The 16722-nt window shown below is 64.4% G+C and carries 11 protein-coding genes and 1 pseudogene; all 12 read right to left on the bottom strand.

Annotation, left to right across the window (positions count from 1 at the left end):
* Position 1: 1 nt before the first annotated feature.
* The 12 genes and pseudogenes from ACZ0AI_RS16080 to ACZ0AI_RS16135 all read right to left on the bottom strand — a co-directional run bounded on the left by ACZ0AI_RS16080 (position 2) and on the right by ACZ0AI_RS16135 (position 16717).
* The gene (locus ACZ0AI_RS16080) at positions 2-862 is read right to left on the bottom strand and encodes an endonuclease/exonuclease/phosphatase family protein (protein ID WP_463562733.1); all 861 of its coding nucleotides are present in this window, start codon (positions 860-862) and stop codon (positions 2-4) included.
* A gap of 24 nt (positions 863-886) precedes the next feature.
* A complete protein-coding gene (locus tag ACZ0AI_RS16085) occupies positions 887-1516 on the bottom strand; it encodes a thiol:disulfide interchange protein DsbA/DsbL (RefSeq protein ID WP_463562734.1) in 630 nt (209 codons plus the stop codon).
* A gap of 153 nt (positions 1517-1669) precedes the next feature.
* Positions 1670-2275 (bottom strand): c-type cytochrome, encoded by a 606-nt coding sequence (locus tag ACZ0AI_RS16090; RefSeq protein WP_463562735.1) that lies wholly within the window; start codon positions 2273-2275, stop codon positions 1670-1672.
* Between the two features lie 440 nt (positions 2276-2715).
* Positions 2716-3594 carry a type VI secretion system-associated lipoprotein TagQ gene (gene tagQ, locus ACZ0AI_RS16095; protein WP_463562736.1) on the bottom strand — a complete coding sequence of 293 codons (879 nt, stop codon included), beginning with the start codon at positions 3592-3594 and terminating at the stop codon, positions 2716-2718.
* Between the two features lie 156 nt (positions 3595-3750).
* Positions 3751-5451: a formylglycine-generating enzyme family protein gene (locus tag ACZ0AI_RS16100; RefSeq protein WP_463562737.1), complete on the bottom strand. Its 1701-nt coding sequence runs from the start codon at positions 5449-5451 to the stop codon at positions 3751-3753.
* Positions 5444-6640, bottom strand: coding sequence for an FtsX-like permease family protein (locus ACZ0AI_RS16105; protein ID WP_463562738.1), 1197 nt, complete (start codon positions 6638-6640; stop codon positions 5444-5446). The genes ACZ0AI_RS16100 and ACZ0AI_RS16105 overlap by 8 nt, the downstream gene beginning before the upstream one ends.
* Complete coding sequence (locus tag ACZ0AI_RS16110) at positions 6640-7356, bottom strand: ABC transporter ATP-binding protein (RefSeq protein ID WP_463562739.1); 717 nt, start codon at positions 7354-7356, stop codon at positions 6640-6642. Before ACZ0AI_RS16110 ends, ACZ0AI_RS16105 begins: the two co-directional genes overlap by 1 nt.
* Positions 7356-10385, bottom strand: a pseudogene (locus tag ACZ0AI_RS16115) (serine/threonine-protein kinase). The gene ACZ0AI_RS16110 and the pseudogene ACZ0AI_RS16115 overlap by 1 nt, the downstream one beginning before the upstream one ends.
* A gap of 86 nt (positions 10386-10471) precedes the next feature.
* Positions 10472-11200, bottom strand: a complete 729-nt coding sequence (locus ACZ0AI_RS16120; RefSeq protein WP_463562740.1) for a PP2C family protein-serine/threonine phosphatase — start codon at positions 11198-11200, stop codon at positions 10472-10474.
* On the bottom strand, positions 11197-11856 hold the full coding sequence (gene tagF / locus ACZ0AI_RS16125) for a type VI secretion system-associated protein TagF (protein ID WP_463566158.1): 660 nt from the start codon (positions 11854-11856) through the stop codon (positions 11197-11199). Before tagF ends, ACZ0AI_RS16120 begins: the two co-directional genes overlap by 4 nt.
* On the bottom strand, positions 11853-15371 hold the full coding sequence (tssM, locus tag ACZ0AI_RS16130) for a type VI secretion system membrane subunit TssM (RefSeq protein WP_463562742.1): 3519 nt from the start codon (positions 15369-15371) through the stop codon (positions 11853-11855). Before tssM ends, tagF begins: the two co-directional genes overlap by 4 nt.
* Complete coding sequence (locus tag ACZ0AI_RS16135) at positions 15368-16717, bottom strand: DotU family type VI secretion system protein (protein WP_463562743.1); 1350 nt, start codon at positions 16715-16717, stop codon at positions 15368-15370. Before ACZ0AI_RS16135 ends, tssM begins: the two co-directional genes overlap by 4 nt.
* Positions 16718-16722 lie beyond the last annotated feature (5 nt).

Below are 16722 nucleotides of genomic sequence, written 5' to 3' on the forward strand. Positions count from 1 at the left end.
GCTAAGCCTCCCGTATCGCGGGAGGCAGCGGCCCCAATGTATCGGGAAGGCGGATTTCAACGGCCACCGGCAGGTGATCGGAAATCGGTTGAGCCAGTACTTCGAAACGCTCCAGGTGCAGACCCGGACTGAGCAGGATGTGATCCAAACAACGCTGCGGGCGCCAACTCGGGAAGGTCGCTTCGACCTGCGGCGCGATCAGGCCGAGATCGCGCAGTGGCGAATGCTCAAGCAGGTCGGCAGCGTGGGTGTTCATGTCGCCCATCAGAATCTGATGGCGGTAGCCGCTGATCAACTCGCGGATATAGGCCAGTTGCCGAGTACGGGTACGCGGCCCCAACGCCAGGTGCATCATAACCACGGCGATGGCGTCATCACCCTCGCCGATGCGCAGCAGGATCGCGCCACGGCCGGCAGGGCCGGGTAGCGGATGATCCTCGAGTATCGAGGGGCGCAAGCGGCTGAGCAGCCCATTGCTGTGCTGACCGAAGCGGCCAAGATTGCGATTGAGCTGCTGATACCAGTAGGGAAAGGCGCCCAGGCGGGCCAGGTGTTCGATCTGGTTGACGAAGCCGGAGCGGACGCTGCCGCCGTCAGCTTCCTGCAGGGCCACGATATCGTAATCACCAAGCAGATCACCGATACGCTGCAGATTGCCAGCGCGCCCCCGATGCGGCAGCAAGTGCTGCCAGCCGCGGGTCAGGTAATGATGATAACGCTCGGTACTGATACCAACCTGAATGTTGAAGCTGAGCAGACGCAAGCGCCCGTTCTGCGGCCAATCGCCGTCGGGGGTGCAGTCCGGGTTGACCTGTGGATCACACAGGCCAGCCTGACGGGGCATCGAACGGCGGCGCAACATGGCGGGGCGCTCCGGATAGGCCGATTACTTGGCTGCGCGCTCTTTGGCGATCAGGTGGTCGGCGACCTGCAGGGTCTGCTCCGGACCACCCGAGCTGGAGATGTCGAAACGGTATTTGCCGTTGACGATCATCACCGGTACGCCGTTGATCTGGTAGGCCATGGCCAGTTTCTTGGCCTTTTCCATCTGGCTCTTCACCCCGAAGGAGTTGAAGGCTTTGAGGAAGGCGTCACGGTCGATGCCCTGGGTGACCAGGAAATCAGCCATTTCGTCTGGAGTGGCCAGCTTGCGACCTTCCTGGTGGATGGCACGGAACACTTCGTTGTGCACCTTGTGCTCGACTTTCATGCTTTCCAGGGTCAGGAACATCTGCCCGTGGGCGTTCCATACGCCACCGAACAGAGCGGGGATACGGATGAAGTTAACGTCGTCCGGAAGCTTTTCGACCCATGGGTTGAGCGTCGGCTCGAATTGGTAGCAGTGCGGGCAGCCATACCAGAACAGCTCGACGACTTCGATCTTGCCGGGTTTGGAAATTGGTACCGGATTGCTGAGCTCGACATACTGCTTGCCAGCTTCGATTTCGGCGGCATGAGCAGCAACGCCGAACAGGCTGGCACCAGCCAGAACCGCGGAAAGGATCAGATTACGCATGCATGACTCCTTGCTATGAGGGTACTGCGGACAGCTTCGCTTCGACTGGATAGCCACCCGGCAGGTTCCGTCCATTGTAGCCGCCTCGCAAACGGAAAAGGGCAGTCAAGACCACCCTTTTTCGTTACCGGTATGTAAACGCCGATCAATGCCTCAGTGCAGGCCCTGGACGTAGCTGGAGATGGCCTGAATGTCCTTGTTACTGAGCTTGGCGGCGATGTCGCGCATGATCATGCTATCGCCATCGTTGCTGCGCTCGCCTTCACGGAAGGCGGTCAACTGCTTGGCGATATAGTCAGCGTGCTGCCCACCCAGATGAGGGTAGCCGGCAGTACTGATGCCGCTGCCATCCGGCGAGTGGCAGCCGATACAGGCCGGCATGCCCTCCGCCAGCTTGCCGCCACGAAAAAGATCCTGACCGCGCGCCACCAAGGCTGGATCAGCGGCGCCGACGGAGATTTTCTGGCTGGCGTAATAAGCCGCCACATCGGCCATGTCCTGGTCACTGAGCGGCTCGAGCATGCTGGTCATCTCGACCACTGGCCGGGCGCCTGACTTGATGTCCTGCATCTGCTTGAGCAGATAGCGCTCGCCCTGGCCGGCCAGTTTCGGGAAGTTCGGCAGAGGGCTGTTACCATCCTGCCCATGGCAGGCACCGCAGACGATGGTCTTCGCCTGCCCCGCAACCGGATCGCCTGCAGCCTGAACAGCACCGACCAGACCCAGCGCCACCAGCAGACTCACTATCATCTTGTTCATCAGCTAATCCAAAACGGCTAAGAGAGAAGTGTTATTAACCGGGCGATTCGCCCGCCGTGTGATGCACGGCAGTGCGCAGAGACTCAAACCGTGCGTTTCTGCACGAACTCTGGGACGGTATGCATTCACCGGGGGACGCCTCCATCAGCACGTCGCCCTGCCCCCAACAGCCTGGTCACCCACTCGGCACCCGCCATGATTGCCCAGTGCCGCGCAGCCGATAGTGACCGGCATCAATCCCCCGTGCACATTCATGATGAGGGAGCCGTCAACGGTGTGCTGTTGTCGTGCTGTCGAAGCAGTCTATACGAACGCCGTTGCAGGCCAGGGCCGTGGGTCGCTCGGCAGGGGAGCTACAGACAAACGAAATTTTCTGCCTGGCAGCTAGCAGGCAGGCATAAAAAAACCGCGCCAGGCGCGGTTTTTCATACAGCCAAGTGTCAGGCCTTGCAGCTGGCCGGCGCCCAGTCACCCATATCCGGGTTGTTGCACACATCGCTCACCAGCGTGCGGCCTCGGCTGGCCACCTGCTGGCTTTCCTTCTGCTTGGCCTGGGCCTTCTGCAGCGATTGCTCGGTGTTGATGACTTCCTTGGTGACCTTGGTGGTCGCCTTAGGCTGCTTGGCAGTGGCCACCTTGGTCACTTCCTTGCGCTCGACGCCAACGGTCTGCAGATCCTTCTCGTATGCCTGGGTGTAGGTGCTGACGTTCTCGCCAGTACGGCCGTCCACCTTGGCCAGCAGCGCATTGGTTTCGTTCAGACCACTGACGATTTCCGCCAGGCGCGTACGACCATCGGCGTCGCTGATCTTGTTCGCCTTGCGATCAGCACGCAGTTGAGTGAACGCCTGCTGGTAGCAGCTCTGTGCAGCGCTGGCGTAACGGATGTTGCGGTCGATGTTCTGGTTGTTGGTGTCGATGTCGGCGGCATAGGAAGCCAGCCGCGCGTTGTCGTCGGTGATCTGCTGCTGACGCTGGTTGTAGTAGGCCACCGCACCACCGGCCAGGGCACCACCTGCTGCACCGATGGCGGCGTTGCGACCACGCTTCTCATCGTCGACCAGAGCACCACCGAGGGCGCCCATCAGGCCGCCGGTCACGGCGCCGATGGCGACACTGCGACTCATCGCGTCTTCCGAGCTGCGCAGTTGCTTCACAGGTTCGTAGCATTGCGGAAAGAACTCCGCCTTGGTGGTCGCGGCGACCTGGGAGCTCGGCGAGCCGGCGCAACCGACCAGCAGCACACTGGCGCAGGTGACGGCGGAAAGCAGCGCAGTGCGTATCGAGGAAAAAGCGGGGACCTTGTTGGGATTTTGCATCGTCGTCGATCTCGTACTTGAGTGAGTGTTTATTCCATTCAGGCTGCGTCGCATGACAACCGCCTGCTTGATCACGGCAAAAGCCGTCAGAGTTACTTTCAAAACTCGCTAGGTCAATAACCCATATCGGCTATCCCTCGCTGCACGCTGGTGTCGTCAGGGTGCCAATAGCTGTTTCAGAATCACGTCCGCGTCGGCCTTGCGGTTCTTGCGGTATTCGCCGACATGTCGCACGAACAGCGTAGCCCGGTTCACCAGACTTTTACCCAGCACCGGCTTGCGCGCCAGCTCCTCCTTGGTGCGCTGGAACTGCGCCTGGATGACCGCATTGCTGTAACGCGTGCCGTTGTCCAGGTTGTCGATGTAGATCGCCAGCGCACCGTCCAGCGCACTGCGCCCATTGGCCATCGCCGCTTCGAACAGTTTCGCCGAGGCTTCATCCTTGGCACTGCGAGCTTCGTCACGGCTCTTGCGTAAATTGGTCAGGCGAATGTTGTAGTTGTTGATCGTCTCGGCTACCAGCGCCGCCGACTGGATCAGGTTGCCTGCCGCATCCTCGCGCTGCTTGGCAATCAGCGACACGCTGCGCTTGAGCTCCTCATTGACGATCGCCAGACGATCACGCAGCTGCGGATCGTCGCTGTTGGCGATCAGGCCATCGAGTAGTTTGGTGGCGTCCTGTTCTTCGTCGATCTCGTCGGTGAGCGTACTCACTCGTCCTTCGTCCTTCCATTGCGCAAACAGTTCCTTGTAACGCGAACGTGGTGCCGACAAGGCACCGATGGAGACACGGAAGCCGGTGGTTTCGTTACGTTGCTCGGTACCGTCGGCAGCGAATAGCGGGTACTCGCGGCGCATGCCGGTAAAAAGGGTCATCTCCCCTTCCAGGTAGTTGCCGCCCTTGACCACGAAGCCGCCGTAGGTGCCCTGACGACGTCCCGCGTGCACCAGCTGGAACGACTCCTGAACCATCTCCGCAGCGTTGCCGACCACGTCGAACAGACCGACCGGATTGGGCTTTTTCAGGCCAATGGGCAACAGCCGCGCGTTCTGCCCGGTGCCGCCGGATACCTGATTGAACACCGCCCAGTCGCCAAGCGGCCCGTCGCTGTCGCTGCCCTCCACCGGGCGTGGAAACAGGCGCGCCTCGAGTTGCTGGCGGCTGACCGCATGGCCGCCTCGGGCAGCGTATTCCCACTCCACTTCGGTAGGCAGGCGCACGAAGCCCTGGCCACCGTCTTCGCGATTGCCGCTACGACCACTGACCGGCAGCAGGTCACGGTGGTGCTTGAGCAACCAGGCACTGTAGACCGCCGCGAAACGCTCGGCGTCGAATCGCGACAAATTGACTTTGGGCAGCCGCCCCGCCATTCCGGCAGGCGCCTCGCAGGCTGGGGCCTCGCCCTCCCCAGCCAGCGCAGGGGCCTGGGCCATGACCAGATCGTACTGCCGCTGGGTCACTTCGTACTTGCCGATGAAGTACAGCATCGGCTTGAGCGGCGTCACCCCGTCGGCCTTGGGCAGCTCACCGCGGACGTTGGCCTGCCAGTCCTTGGATAGGTCGCTGAGGGTGAACTGGCCATTGATGTAGTCGCGTCGGTAGCCGGAGATGAAGGACTGTTGATAGCCCGGTTCACCTTCGCTGAAGGGGTAGCCGAGGGTCACCTCACGGTCGTCCAGCGAGCCCTTGGCGAGCACGTAGACATGCCGGAAGACCATCTGCCCCTCGCAGGGCAGCGGCAGACTGACGTCGCCTTTCAGCGGCTTGGGATTGTAGAGCGGATCGGCATCCGCCTCGGCCCGGGCGACACCGGTGAAACAGCTTAGAACCAGCGCGGCACTCAGCACCTTATACATGACGCAATCCTTCCGAGGCTTCCAGGTAGGCCGCCCGCCAGCCACCAGCGGCTGCCGCAAGCATGCAGCACAGCAGCGTTGCCAGTGCCGCCAGCAGGTAATGAGAGAACAACAGTCGGCAAGCATATTCGCCGGACGCCGACTGGAAAAGCAGATTCAGGCCGCTCGCCGCGATGCCGTACAACAGCGCCGACAGCAGCAAGCTGGCAATCCCGGTGTACAGCGCCTGCAGAACCACGAAAGCGACCAGCGCTGCTGCGGGGAAACCCAGCAGGCGCAGCACCGCCAATTCATGACGCTTGCGCTCCACTGCGCCCAAGGTACTGGCGGTAAGTGCGGCGAAAGCTCCGGCCAGGGACAGGCAGGCCACCGACCAGAAAATCCACGCCAGGTTGCGGCTCAGGGTGCGAACCTGAGCCACTGCCTCGGCCTGGGTCACCACGGCCTGCCGCGCCTGCTGGAAATGCAGGCGTAGGCTTTCCACACCATCGAGATCACGGGCATACAGGCGAAAGCCGGGGTAAACCCGCTCCGACCGCGCCGTGGACTGCGCTCCCGGCCAGCCGAAATCAGTGACCGCCAGGCCATCACGATAATCCTCCACCGCCTCCAGCAGCGGCAACGAGGCGAACAGTGCGTCGCGCGAGAATGCTGCCAGCGGCAGTACCGCCTGCACCTGCAGGCGGGCACGCGCGTATTGCGGCACGCCCTGCACGGTACGCCCGAAGCCTGCCTCGAGGGGATCCCCCGCTGTGACGCCGAGCTTCTCCGCCGCGCTCTGGCTGAGCAGCACGGCGTCTCTGCCGGCCGGCGCAGGCAAGGTGCCGAGCAGCGGATCGCCAAATGCAGTGGGCAACATTTCCACGGTGATGGCCTGCCCCGCGCCCTGCAACTCGGCGGTGGCGGCTATCTGCCGGGTTCGCGGGATCACGAACGCCACGTCGTCACGCAGGGCCAGTGCCTCGATGGCCTGCAGGCTGTAGCGGGCACCGCCGAGCGGAATGACTTCGCGAACGCCGGGGTCACGCTCCAGGCGCTCGGTAAGCGTCGTCACCAGGCCGAACTTGAGGCCGAACAGCACCAGCAACGGGGCGATGACGGCCGCCAGCGCGAGGATCGCGCACCAGGACAGGCGTGCATCGCAGCGATAATCCTGCCATGCGAGCCGCGCGAACAGACCCAGACGCATCACCCCGCCTCCCCCAGCCGTGCAGCCACCACGCCGTCGCTGCGCTGCTCCACCGTCAGGCGCATGGGTGTCAGCCCGTAGCGTACGGCCAGCGCTTCGTCGTGGGTGGAGATCACCAGGCACAAGTCGCGCACCGCCGCCTGCTCGACCAGCAGTTGCATCACCCGCTCGGCGTTCAGAGGGTCGAGCGATGCAGTCGGCTCGTCGGCCAACACGATGGCGGGACGATGAGCCAGGGCACGGGCGATACTGACACGCTGCCGTTGACCGACTGAAAGCCGTCCTGGCTGCCGGTCGAGCAGATCGACAATTCCCAGTTGCTCGGCCAGCTGCTCGACCGCACCGTCCATTGGCAGCCCCAGGAGTTCGCGGGGTAGCTGAATATTGCCGCGTACATTCAGAAAGCCGAGCAGCCCACCGGTCTGCAGCACATAGCCGAAGGCGCGAGCGCGCAGCTTTGCCAGCTCGTCATGCCGGCCAAGACGCCACAGCTCGGCGAGATCGAGAGACTGCACGCTGTCGTCCCAGTGCAGGCTGCCGCCCGAGTCAGGCGACAAGGCCAGCGCCAGCAGATCGAGCACCGTGCTCTTGCCGCTGCCGCTGGGGCCGATCAAGGCGACCCGCTGTCCGGCGCGCAACGCCAGTCCGGGAATTTCCAGGCGATAGCGCTGCCCTTCGCCCCCACGGGTCTTGCTGATCGCGCCAAGGGTGAGCATCAGGGCAGAGTCGACAGGGGCACGCGATACAGCGCGTCTCCCGGAGACGCATCGCCGAAACGCACCCAGTTGGCGGTGTCGTTGTGGAAGGTCTCATAGAGCTGGATCTTCGAATCCAGCTCGTCGATGAAATCTTCCTGCTCGGCCACGCTGAGCGACAACCACAGATCCTGGCTCATGTTCAGCACCTTGCTGCGGTAGGGCAAACCATCCAGATACTCACCTAGCACGCCGCTCTGGGCCAGGTTGGCGCCCTTGACCATGGCCGACGGATCGCGACTCATATGGGCACTGGCACTGGCGATTTCCTGGAAGAAATCCTTGGGCGAGCTCTGCGTACGCCGCGCCGCATCGACCACCATGCGCAGCGACTGCTGCAGATCGTTGAGCTGCAGCTTGGTCAGCAGCACGCAGACCTGGAAGGCCGGCAATGCAGGATCGGTGATATCACGATCGCTGGTTCACGCAGTGACTACCTGGGGCGCCCGCGCCTCGGATTGATGGCCGAGGAAGTCCATGTGCATGGCGTAGCCGACCGCAGCGGACTTGTCGGCGATGCTGGCGCCGCCCTTGGGCTCGGGCAGACTGTTGTCGCTGCGCACCTGATGCACCAGATCGGCGAACGCGCTGCCGATCTCCGTCACGCGACTGCCGAAGGCATTCACATCACCGCCGGCCACCGGAACGTAAAGATCGCCGATACGCGGGTTGGGGTCGGCGGTGAGGCTGCGGTACTGCTGCTCGGCGAAGCCGTGATTGCGCTTGCCGGTGGCGGTCTTCAGGTGCAGGGCATAGATCTTGATCTGCTTGCGTAGCGCCGCCTCGCGTACCTCCGCCTCGTTCATTTTGGTCAGCCCCAGCGGATCGCTCTTGCGCAACGCGCCGGCATCGCTGACCAGCAAGATCAGACGACCGCCGTAGCCATTCCAGTCCATGCCGTCGACGGCCTGCATGACGCCGGCGAAGGCGTCTTCGTTGAAGTCATGGCTGGACACGTCGGTGGCTTTGATCTGCTGCGCCAGCTGCAGAAAACGCTCGGGATCACGCCCCTGTTCCAGAGACACGAGTGTCTTGGCGGTGTACTCCAGGCCCGGCGTCTTGGCGGTATTGCTGCGGAAGCCGACCATGCCGAAGCTGACGCTGTCCAAATCGCCACGATTGGCGATCTGGCCCTGTAGTTCGTGGACGACGTCGCGTACGCGGTCGATATAGGGCTGCATCGACACCGAGGTGTCGACCACCAGCACGATGGCCGTTCTGAACCCCTCCGGCATTGCCGCTGGCGCGCTTTCACCCTGGCTCTGCTGGGCATTGCCCGGGTCGATGGAGGCCACATTGAGCAGTTGCAGCGGCTGGCCGTTGGCGTCGAAGGTTTCCTCCGAATCGAAGATCGGCAGCAGGTAGAACTGATCCTGCGGCACCGCACTGCCGCCAGGCTCGACCGCCACCACGTTGTGGCCGGTACCCTTCAGCGCTTCACGCAGCGCCTCGCGAGCGCGGGCCGGCTCGGCCAGCAACTGCTCCAGGGCCGAGGCGTCACGCACGAACATCACCGGAGCGCGACCGGAGCGTTCGGTGAACTTGAGCACCAGACTCTGCTTCCAGTCGCTCACCGCCGTGGCCGGCAACCAGCCATCGCGGCGCCCGTCGCTGGAGGCACCGATCTGCAGCCACGGCTGGCCGTCGATGTCCTGCCGGGCATACACGTAGAACACCGAAAACGCCGGCGTATCCTTGCCGCTGCTGGCACCGGCCGTATCGGCCAGCTTGGCGCCAGGCTTGCTCAGCACGCGCTGGAACAGGGTCTTCTTGCCCGGCATGAGCAGCGGGCGATCGCCACCATCACTGTCCACCACCGCCGAGATCGGCCCGGCCTCGCCACTTGGCTGTGCCTGGGGCTGAGCCGGCTCGCCGGCTACCGGCGGCGAGGCTGGCGGCGTGCTGTCGGAGCCGAACAGCCAGTAACCACAACCGGCCAGCAACAGCATGCCGGCCAGGGAGGCACCGAGGATCAGCGGCCTCCTGCTGGAGCCTACGTTGCCTTCACGTACCGATGACGCCAGCGGCGAGGGCTGTGGGCGCGGCGGCGGCACGGCGGTATCCGCAGCGGGTGCGTGGGTCGGTATTTCCACGGAAACCGCTGCCAGCGGCGGCACGCTGGTGTCGCCCTTGACCTCGGCGACGGGTGGCAGCACCAGCGGCTGGAACAGGGTGGCATCGTCGGCGGCAGCGGCTGGCATCTGCAGGCGATCGAGCGCGGCAATCAACTGCGCCGCATCAGCGAAGCGCTCGTTGGGATCTTTGGCCAGCAGGCGCTCGAGAATCGGCTGGTAGCGGCCATGCACCATGGGCAGCGCCGGCAACGGCTCGGTCAGATGCGCCAGGGCCGTGGACAGCGAATCACTGCCGATGTAAGGCAGCTTGCCGGTGAGTATTTCGTACAACACCACGCCGAGGGCGTAGAGATCGGCACGGCCATCGATATCCAGACCACGTGCCTGTTCCGGGCTCATGTAGCTGGGCGTACCGACGGCGAAACCGGCCTGGGTGAACTGGGTGCGGTCGTCCAGCGCCTTGGCGATCCCGAAGTCGCTGAGTACCGCCGTACCGTCAGCGCGAAACAGGATGTTGGCCGGTTTGACGTCACGGTGAACCATGCCCTGGGCATGAGCGTAACCAAGGGCCGAGGCGATCTGGCGAATCCATACCAGCCCCTGATCGATACTCAGACCCGCGCTGATGCGCTCCTTGAGCGTACCGTTGGGCAGGTATTCCATGGCCATGTAGTAGAGGCTACCGACATTGCCGATGTCGTGAATGGTCACGGTATTCGGGTGCGACAGCCGCGCCAGGGTCTTGCCCTCGCGCAGGAAGCGCTCGCAGAAGGTCGGATCCGCGGCCAGCGAGGCCGCCATGATCTTCAGCGCGACCTTGCGGTCGAGGGAACGCTGTGTAGCCAGGTAGACCACGGCCATCGCACCATCGCCCAGCTCGCGTTCGATGTCGTAACCCGGTATTTGCATGTCCATGCTATTGGTCTTCCGAGGCCATCCCGAGATGATCGGGCGCGGCAGCAATTGAGTATTTGGCAGATCGATGTGCAACAGTTGGCCGCCTAAGCGGCCTTGATCACCACGGCGGTAATATTATCCGGAGCGCCTCGAGTCAAGCCAAGGTGTACCAGGCTGCGCACCATCTGGTACGGATCCTCGTGTCCCAGCACCTCGCGCAGTTCGTAATCCTCGACCGTCTTGTTCAGGCCATCGCTGCAGAGCAGGAAGGTGTCGCCAGGTCGCACGTCCAGGCGTGCGCTTTCCAGTTGCAGGTCATCCTGAACGCCCAGGGCACGGGTGACGATATTGCCCATGGGGTGGCTGCGCGCAGCCTCTTCGTCGAGCAGGCCGCTGTCGACCAGCTCCTGCACGTAGCTGTGATCACGGCTGATCGGTTGCAGGCCACCGTTGCGCAGCCGATACAGGCGGCTGTCCCCGGCCCACAGGCACAGCGCTTCGGCACCCCGTGCGGCGAGCACCACCACGGTGCTGCCCATGGTCGCCCCGCCACGCTTCTCGGCCTCTATACGCACCTGTTGATTGACGTGATCCAGGGTATCGATCAACGCCCCTTCGTAGGTGCTCAGCACGGCACTGGGCGGCAACGCACGCAGGCTGTCGATGATCAGGCTGCTGACGTAGTCACCGCTGGCGTGCCCGCCCATACCGTCGGCGACAGCCCACAGGCCGTTGTCCGGGGCATCCAGGCAGGCATCTTCATTGACCTGGCGCACCATGCCGACATGGGTATGACTGGAAGAGTGGTACCGGGTAACGCTCGACGGACTCATGCCTCGCCTCCAGCGGACTCGCTGAGCAGACGACAGAACGCCTCGGCCGGGGGCAGCCCGGCGAAACGTACCAGGCCGGGCGCGACACGCTCGGAACCGCGCCCCCACCACAAGCTGGCGCCACTGCAGGCCTGCTGCATCAGGGCCAGACCACGATCCCGCGGGTTATCCACAGACCAGATCGCCGCGCCGCTGGCATCCAAACGCTGGGTGCTGCCAGTTGCCAGCAGCGGGCTGCCCAGGGCGCCGACAGCGCGCTCGAAGGCTTCAGCATCGGCATCGGTTTCCAGAGTCGAGAGCAACAGGGCCTCGGCACGTTCGAACCAGTCGTCGCTGTCGCTGAGCAGGTGACCGATATCGGTCTGCGGCGGCAGCGGCAGCGCGATGGTCAGGGGAAAGTAACGACCGACGCGGTCGACGCTGGGCATCATCACCCCGCAAACGGCTTCCTGACCGAGCAGGCCAGGCGCGATCGCAAAGCGCCAGAGCGGGCTGACCAGATAGGAATCCAGCCAGGCTTCGCCCAGGGTCTGCCGACTGGCGGTGAGGCCTGCCGTCAGCCAGTTGTCCCAGGCTTCGATGAAGCCCGGCGCAAGACCGCGATGAATGAAATCGCCACGTACGGCCAGCTTGCCGTAGAAACCCGGGTTACTCACAGACGCTCCGGCAGGCTGAAACCGCTGACGACCTGGCGGCGGAATGGATTGAACGCACTGCTGGCCCGCAGCTCGCTGGAAATGCTGGCGTTGTCGACGCGCATGCGCAGGGTGAATCGGTCAGGTGAATTGCCCTGGGCGAGATCCGACTGATCGAGCAATCGGAACCAGGCCCAAGGCCCTTCCAGGGTGATCCCCGAACGCCCGGTGACCGAGGCCGGTGAAATGTTCAGACGTACCACGCCGGTGCCATTGCTGCTCGGCCACTGCATGGCGACCGGTCGCGCCGGGCCGTGATCGTAGCTGAACTGCTGGCCATCGAGGTCAAGCTGGAACTGCTCGATGCTGGAGTCCATCGCCACCGGTCGCAGCTCGAAACGCACCATCGGCTGGGTACCACCGGAACGGAAGAACGCCTCGCGAATGGTTGCGGCACGCTGGAAGGTCTGCAGCACGCCGCTGCCAATGCCGAGCTTCTGCGCAGCACCCGGCTGCCAGCGCCAGGTGCTCGCCGAGGTATCCACGTACGGCTGCAAGTACTTGCGGAAGTAGCTGTCGAGCACCCCGCCCTGGCCGAAGAAATGACCGAAATCGTCCAGGGTCGCATCCCGGCTGCTGCCACGATCCAGCGGGTAGCGCCCAGCCAGCGACTGGCGGTACACCGACACCACCTCGCTCATCCAGGCGGCATTCAACTGGTTGCGGATGCCGCCCATCATGGTACCGGTGGTCGAGCCGACCACCGACTTGAGGAATCCCTGTACCAGCGGCGGCTGGCGCTCGGCACTCAGGCGCACCTGATCGGCAGCAGCCGTGGTCTGGTTGCGCGACTCGCCCAGCAGTGCCTCGCCGCTGGCGCCACTCATGGCACTGACCTGCACATAGAGTGCATTGAGATCCTGCAGCAGGGCATCGATGGCCGGAGTCTGGCCATCGGCGTCTGCGACCAGACCGTTGAGTTCGGCGAAGTGAGCGGTGATCGGATCCATCTCGGTGGCCAGGGCATTGACCACGCCCTCCTCCGACTGGCCGACCAGGGAACCGAGCTGCTGCTTGAGGCGGTCGACGGTATCGTCGCCACGCTCCTTGAGCTTCTCGGCGACCAGTCGCTCCTCCTTCTGCAGATCGGTCTCCTTGGCGACCGCCTGGAGCAGCTTCTTCAGCGGCGACGCCGGCCCCGACAGCACGCGCAGCACGTCCGCGGCCTGGGCCACACTGGTCACCGGCACGAAGTCGATATCGGCGAGCAGCGCATCCCATTGAGCCATGTAGTCCTGCACATAAAGGCGCCGGACTTCCAGCGCGAGGGCGGCGGCATTCTGTCCATCGTCCAGGCTGCGACCGAGTACCCACTGCTCCTCGGCCAGGGTACCGGCCTGGCTGACGCTGCCGACCAGAAAGGCCTCACGGTAGCCGCGCTGGGTATAGAAGCCGCTGAGCGGCTCGTTCAGCGGTTTGCCACTTTTGCGGGTGAACACCAGCGCGGCATCACGGCCGGCAGCATCGCTGAGGCGGAAGTCCGGGATGCCCTCGGGCAGCTTCTGGCGCTTCACCCGGTCATAGGCGCGCTGCGCCACGGACAGCCGCTGCAGACGCCGGCGCACGTCTTCGACCAGGTTCTCGTCGAGGCGCACCACAGGTGGCTGGCGGTCATACAACGCGACCAGATGCTGATTCAGCGCCTCACGCTGTTCCGGCAGCAGATCCCGCGGCAGGCTGCGATCCCAGTCGAGGGCGATCCAGGCCTTGATGAAGTCCGCATCGTAATGTTCCGACTCGCCAAGCATCAGGTAGGCCTTGAGGCCTTCGTAGAGAAAATCCGAGTTGCCGCCCGTGCGCAACTGTTCTTCCAGACGGGCCAGCACCCGCGGCGCCATGACTGCGATCAGCAGCTTGCGGTAGACACTGGAGGCTTCGCTGTCGAGCATGTCGCCCTGGTAGAGGCCAAAGCCCTCGGCCCAGCCCGGCGCATCGCCACTGACATTGCGGATGGCATTGAGCAGCGGCTGTACCGCCAGAACGTCGCGCTGCGCCGGGCTCAGCGCCTGCAGCTCGCCACGCAGCGGCTGAACGCGGGCATCCACAGCAGCGATATAGGCCTGGTTGGCACGGAAGCTGGCGAACCATACCGCGGCCGTGCCGAGTACCAGAATCACAGTTGCGGCAATCACTCCCCGTGCCAGCCAGCGCTTTTGCCGTTCCACCTTGGGGTTGGCACCGACCAGGCCGCGTTCGCCAAACACCACGTCACGCAGCAGGCGTTCGATGAAGTAGCTGCGCCCGGTACCGGTCTGACGGGCCAGGTGCTGACGGTCGAGGCTCATGCTCTGCGCCATGGCACCGATCAGACGGTCGATCGGGCTGCCTTCCTGGGTGCCGCTGGTCAGATAGACGCCGCGTAGTAACACCCGCTCCTCGTAAGGGTTGGGCTTGAACACGCCGTCGAGGAAGCCGGCCAGCGCCTCACGCAGCGCGGCGAACTGTTGCGGGAAGCCATAGATCAGGTCGCGCCGCGCAGGGTCTCGCTCCTGCTGCAGGCGCTCGACCAGGCGCTCGTTGAGACGCAGTTCCAGCGCATCGAACTCGCTGCGAAATACCTGCAGCGGGCCCTCGGCACTCTTGCCATCGTCGAGGTTGAAGGTCATGCCCCAGACCTGAGCACGCTCTTCCTTGCTCAGGCCGTCGAAGAACTCCATGAAGCCGGGCACCAGATCCAGCTTGGTGAGCATCACGTACACCGGGAAGCGTACGCCGAGCTGGGTATACAGCTCCTGCACACGGGCGCGAATGGCCACGGCATGGGCCGCTCGCTCGCTGTCGCTGCCGAGCAGCAGATCGGACAGGCTGATGGCGACGAAGGCACCATCGATGGGCCGCCGCGAGCGCTGCTTTTTCAGCAGGTCGAGGAAACCCAGCCAGGCGGCCTTGTCGACGGCGGCATGGCTGTCCTGAGTGGTATAACGCCCGGCGGTGTCGAGCAGCACCGCCTCGTCGGCGAACCACCAGTCGCAGTTGCGTGTGCCGCCAACGCCGCGTACCGCCCCGGCGCCCATCTGCTCGGCCAGCGGGAAACGCAGCCCGGAGTTGGCCAGCGCGGTGGTCTTGCCGGAACCGGGCGGGCCGATGATCACGTACCAGGGCAGCTCATAGAGGTTGCGCCGCTCACCGCCACCGAGCTTGGCGCGCTTGAGCAGGCCCAGGGCTTCGTCCATGCGCTGACGCAGGGTGGCCAGTTCTTCCGCGGTGGCCACGCTGGTCGGGTCCGGTGCAACTTCCACCAGGCCCTGCATGACCCTGGCGGCATTACGCCGCGCCTGGATGATGCGCATCACCCGCCAGGCCGCCCACAGGACGAACAGCAGGATGATCAGCGTCCAGCGCACCGTGCTGCTGGCCAGCGGCTCGAAACCGCCGATGGCGATCAGTGGGCCCACGAACCAGATCACCAGGCTCAGCGCCAGCAACCCCAAAACCGGCATGACCCAGCGGGCCATGAAACCGAACAACGCCTTCACTCGACGCCCTCCGCAAAGACTGTGATTTCGACCCGGCGGTTACGCGCGCGGCCCTCCGCCGTATCGTTCGAAGCCTTGGCTTCGGTGTCGCTGCGCCCCTCGGCACGGAACCGCGCGGGCTGGCCCGTCTTGGCCGCCAGCACGTCCATCACCTGTTGGGCACGATCCTGGGAGAGCTTCCAGTTGGACGGATAACGCAGCGTCGCGATGGGCTGGTTGTCGCTGTGCCCGGTCACCAGCACCTGGCCGTTGACCTTGCGAATGGCTTCGGCGATGCGCAGTAGCAGCGGTTGGAAGTCGTCGGCAATCGACGCACTGCCGGAGGCGAACAGCTGATCCCCGCGAATGGTCACCACGGAACGGTCGACAGCGTCTTCCACCGCCACCTTCTGCGCACGAATTTCCTCTGCCAGGAAACCGGCCAGGCGTGGGCGCTCGACGACGCGGGGCTGCTGCGCCGGACGGTCGATGGTCTGAACCGGCACGTCGCCAAGCGCATGCAGGTTACGGAATACCGGTTCAGCTTCGGCGGCCAGCTTCATGCGCAGGCCGAACAGCAGCAAGAGCAGGATCGCCAAGCCAATGGCCACCGCCACCCACGGCGGCAGGAACTGGCGCAGGCGGTCACGGGCGACCACCAGGCCGCGCCAGTGCGGCGACAACTCGCGTTCGATCTCGCCCCGTGTGCTGCGAATGGTCGCACTGACCCGCTCGCGCAGCGCATCGAGCTGGCTGCGGCCATCCTGCATGACCCGGTAACGCCCTTCCAGACCGAGGCTGATGCACAGGTACAACAGCTCCAGCAGATTCAGACGTTGACGGGGGTTCTGCAGGCAGTGGTCGAGCAGCTGGAACACCTTCTCGCCGCCCCAGGCCTCGTTGTGCAGGGTGATCAGCAGACTCTGCTTGCTCCAGTCACTGGCGCTGCCCCAAGGCGTGCTGAGCACCGCCTCGTCCAGCGCGGTGCAGAGCACGTAACGCGCCAGCATTACTTCATCCTGAGCGACGCCGGCGGCACGCGCCTTGTCCTCGAACTGGCGCAGGTAGCCGAGCAGCTGCGCACGCAGGCTGGCCGGCGCGGGATGGGAGATGGTGCTGCGCAAGCGAGTCAGCAGCGCCAGCATCGGCCCGGCGGCGGCCTCGATAGGATTCAGACCAAGCCCCCGTGCAGCCAGTGGCGGTGCACTGGGCATGGCCGGCGGTGGCGAACCGGCGGAGGTCGGCCGCGAGGGCTCGGCGGCGCGGCCACCGGGGCGCGGCATGATCATGGTGCGGTCGTTGCCCGCCTGTTCGTGTCCCTTGCCGGGCTGACCGGGCAAGGCGCCAAATGGATCGTCGATGGTCATCGCGC

The sequence above is a fragment of the Pseudomonas sp. AC355 genome (genome assembly GCF_979258205.1).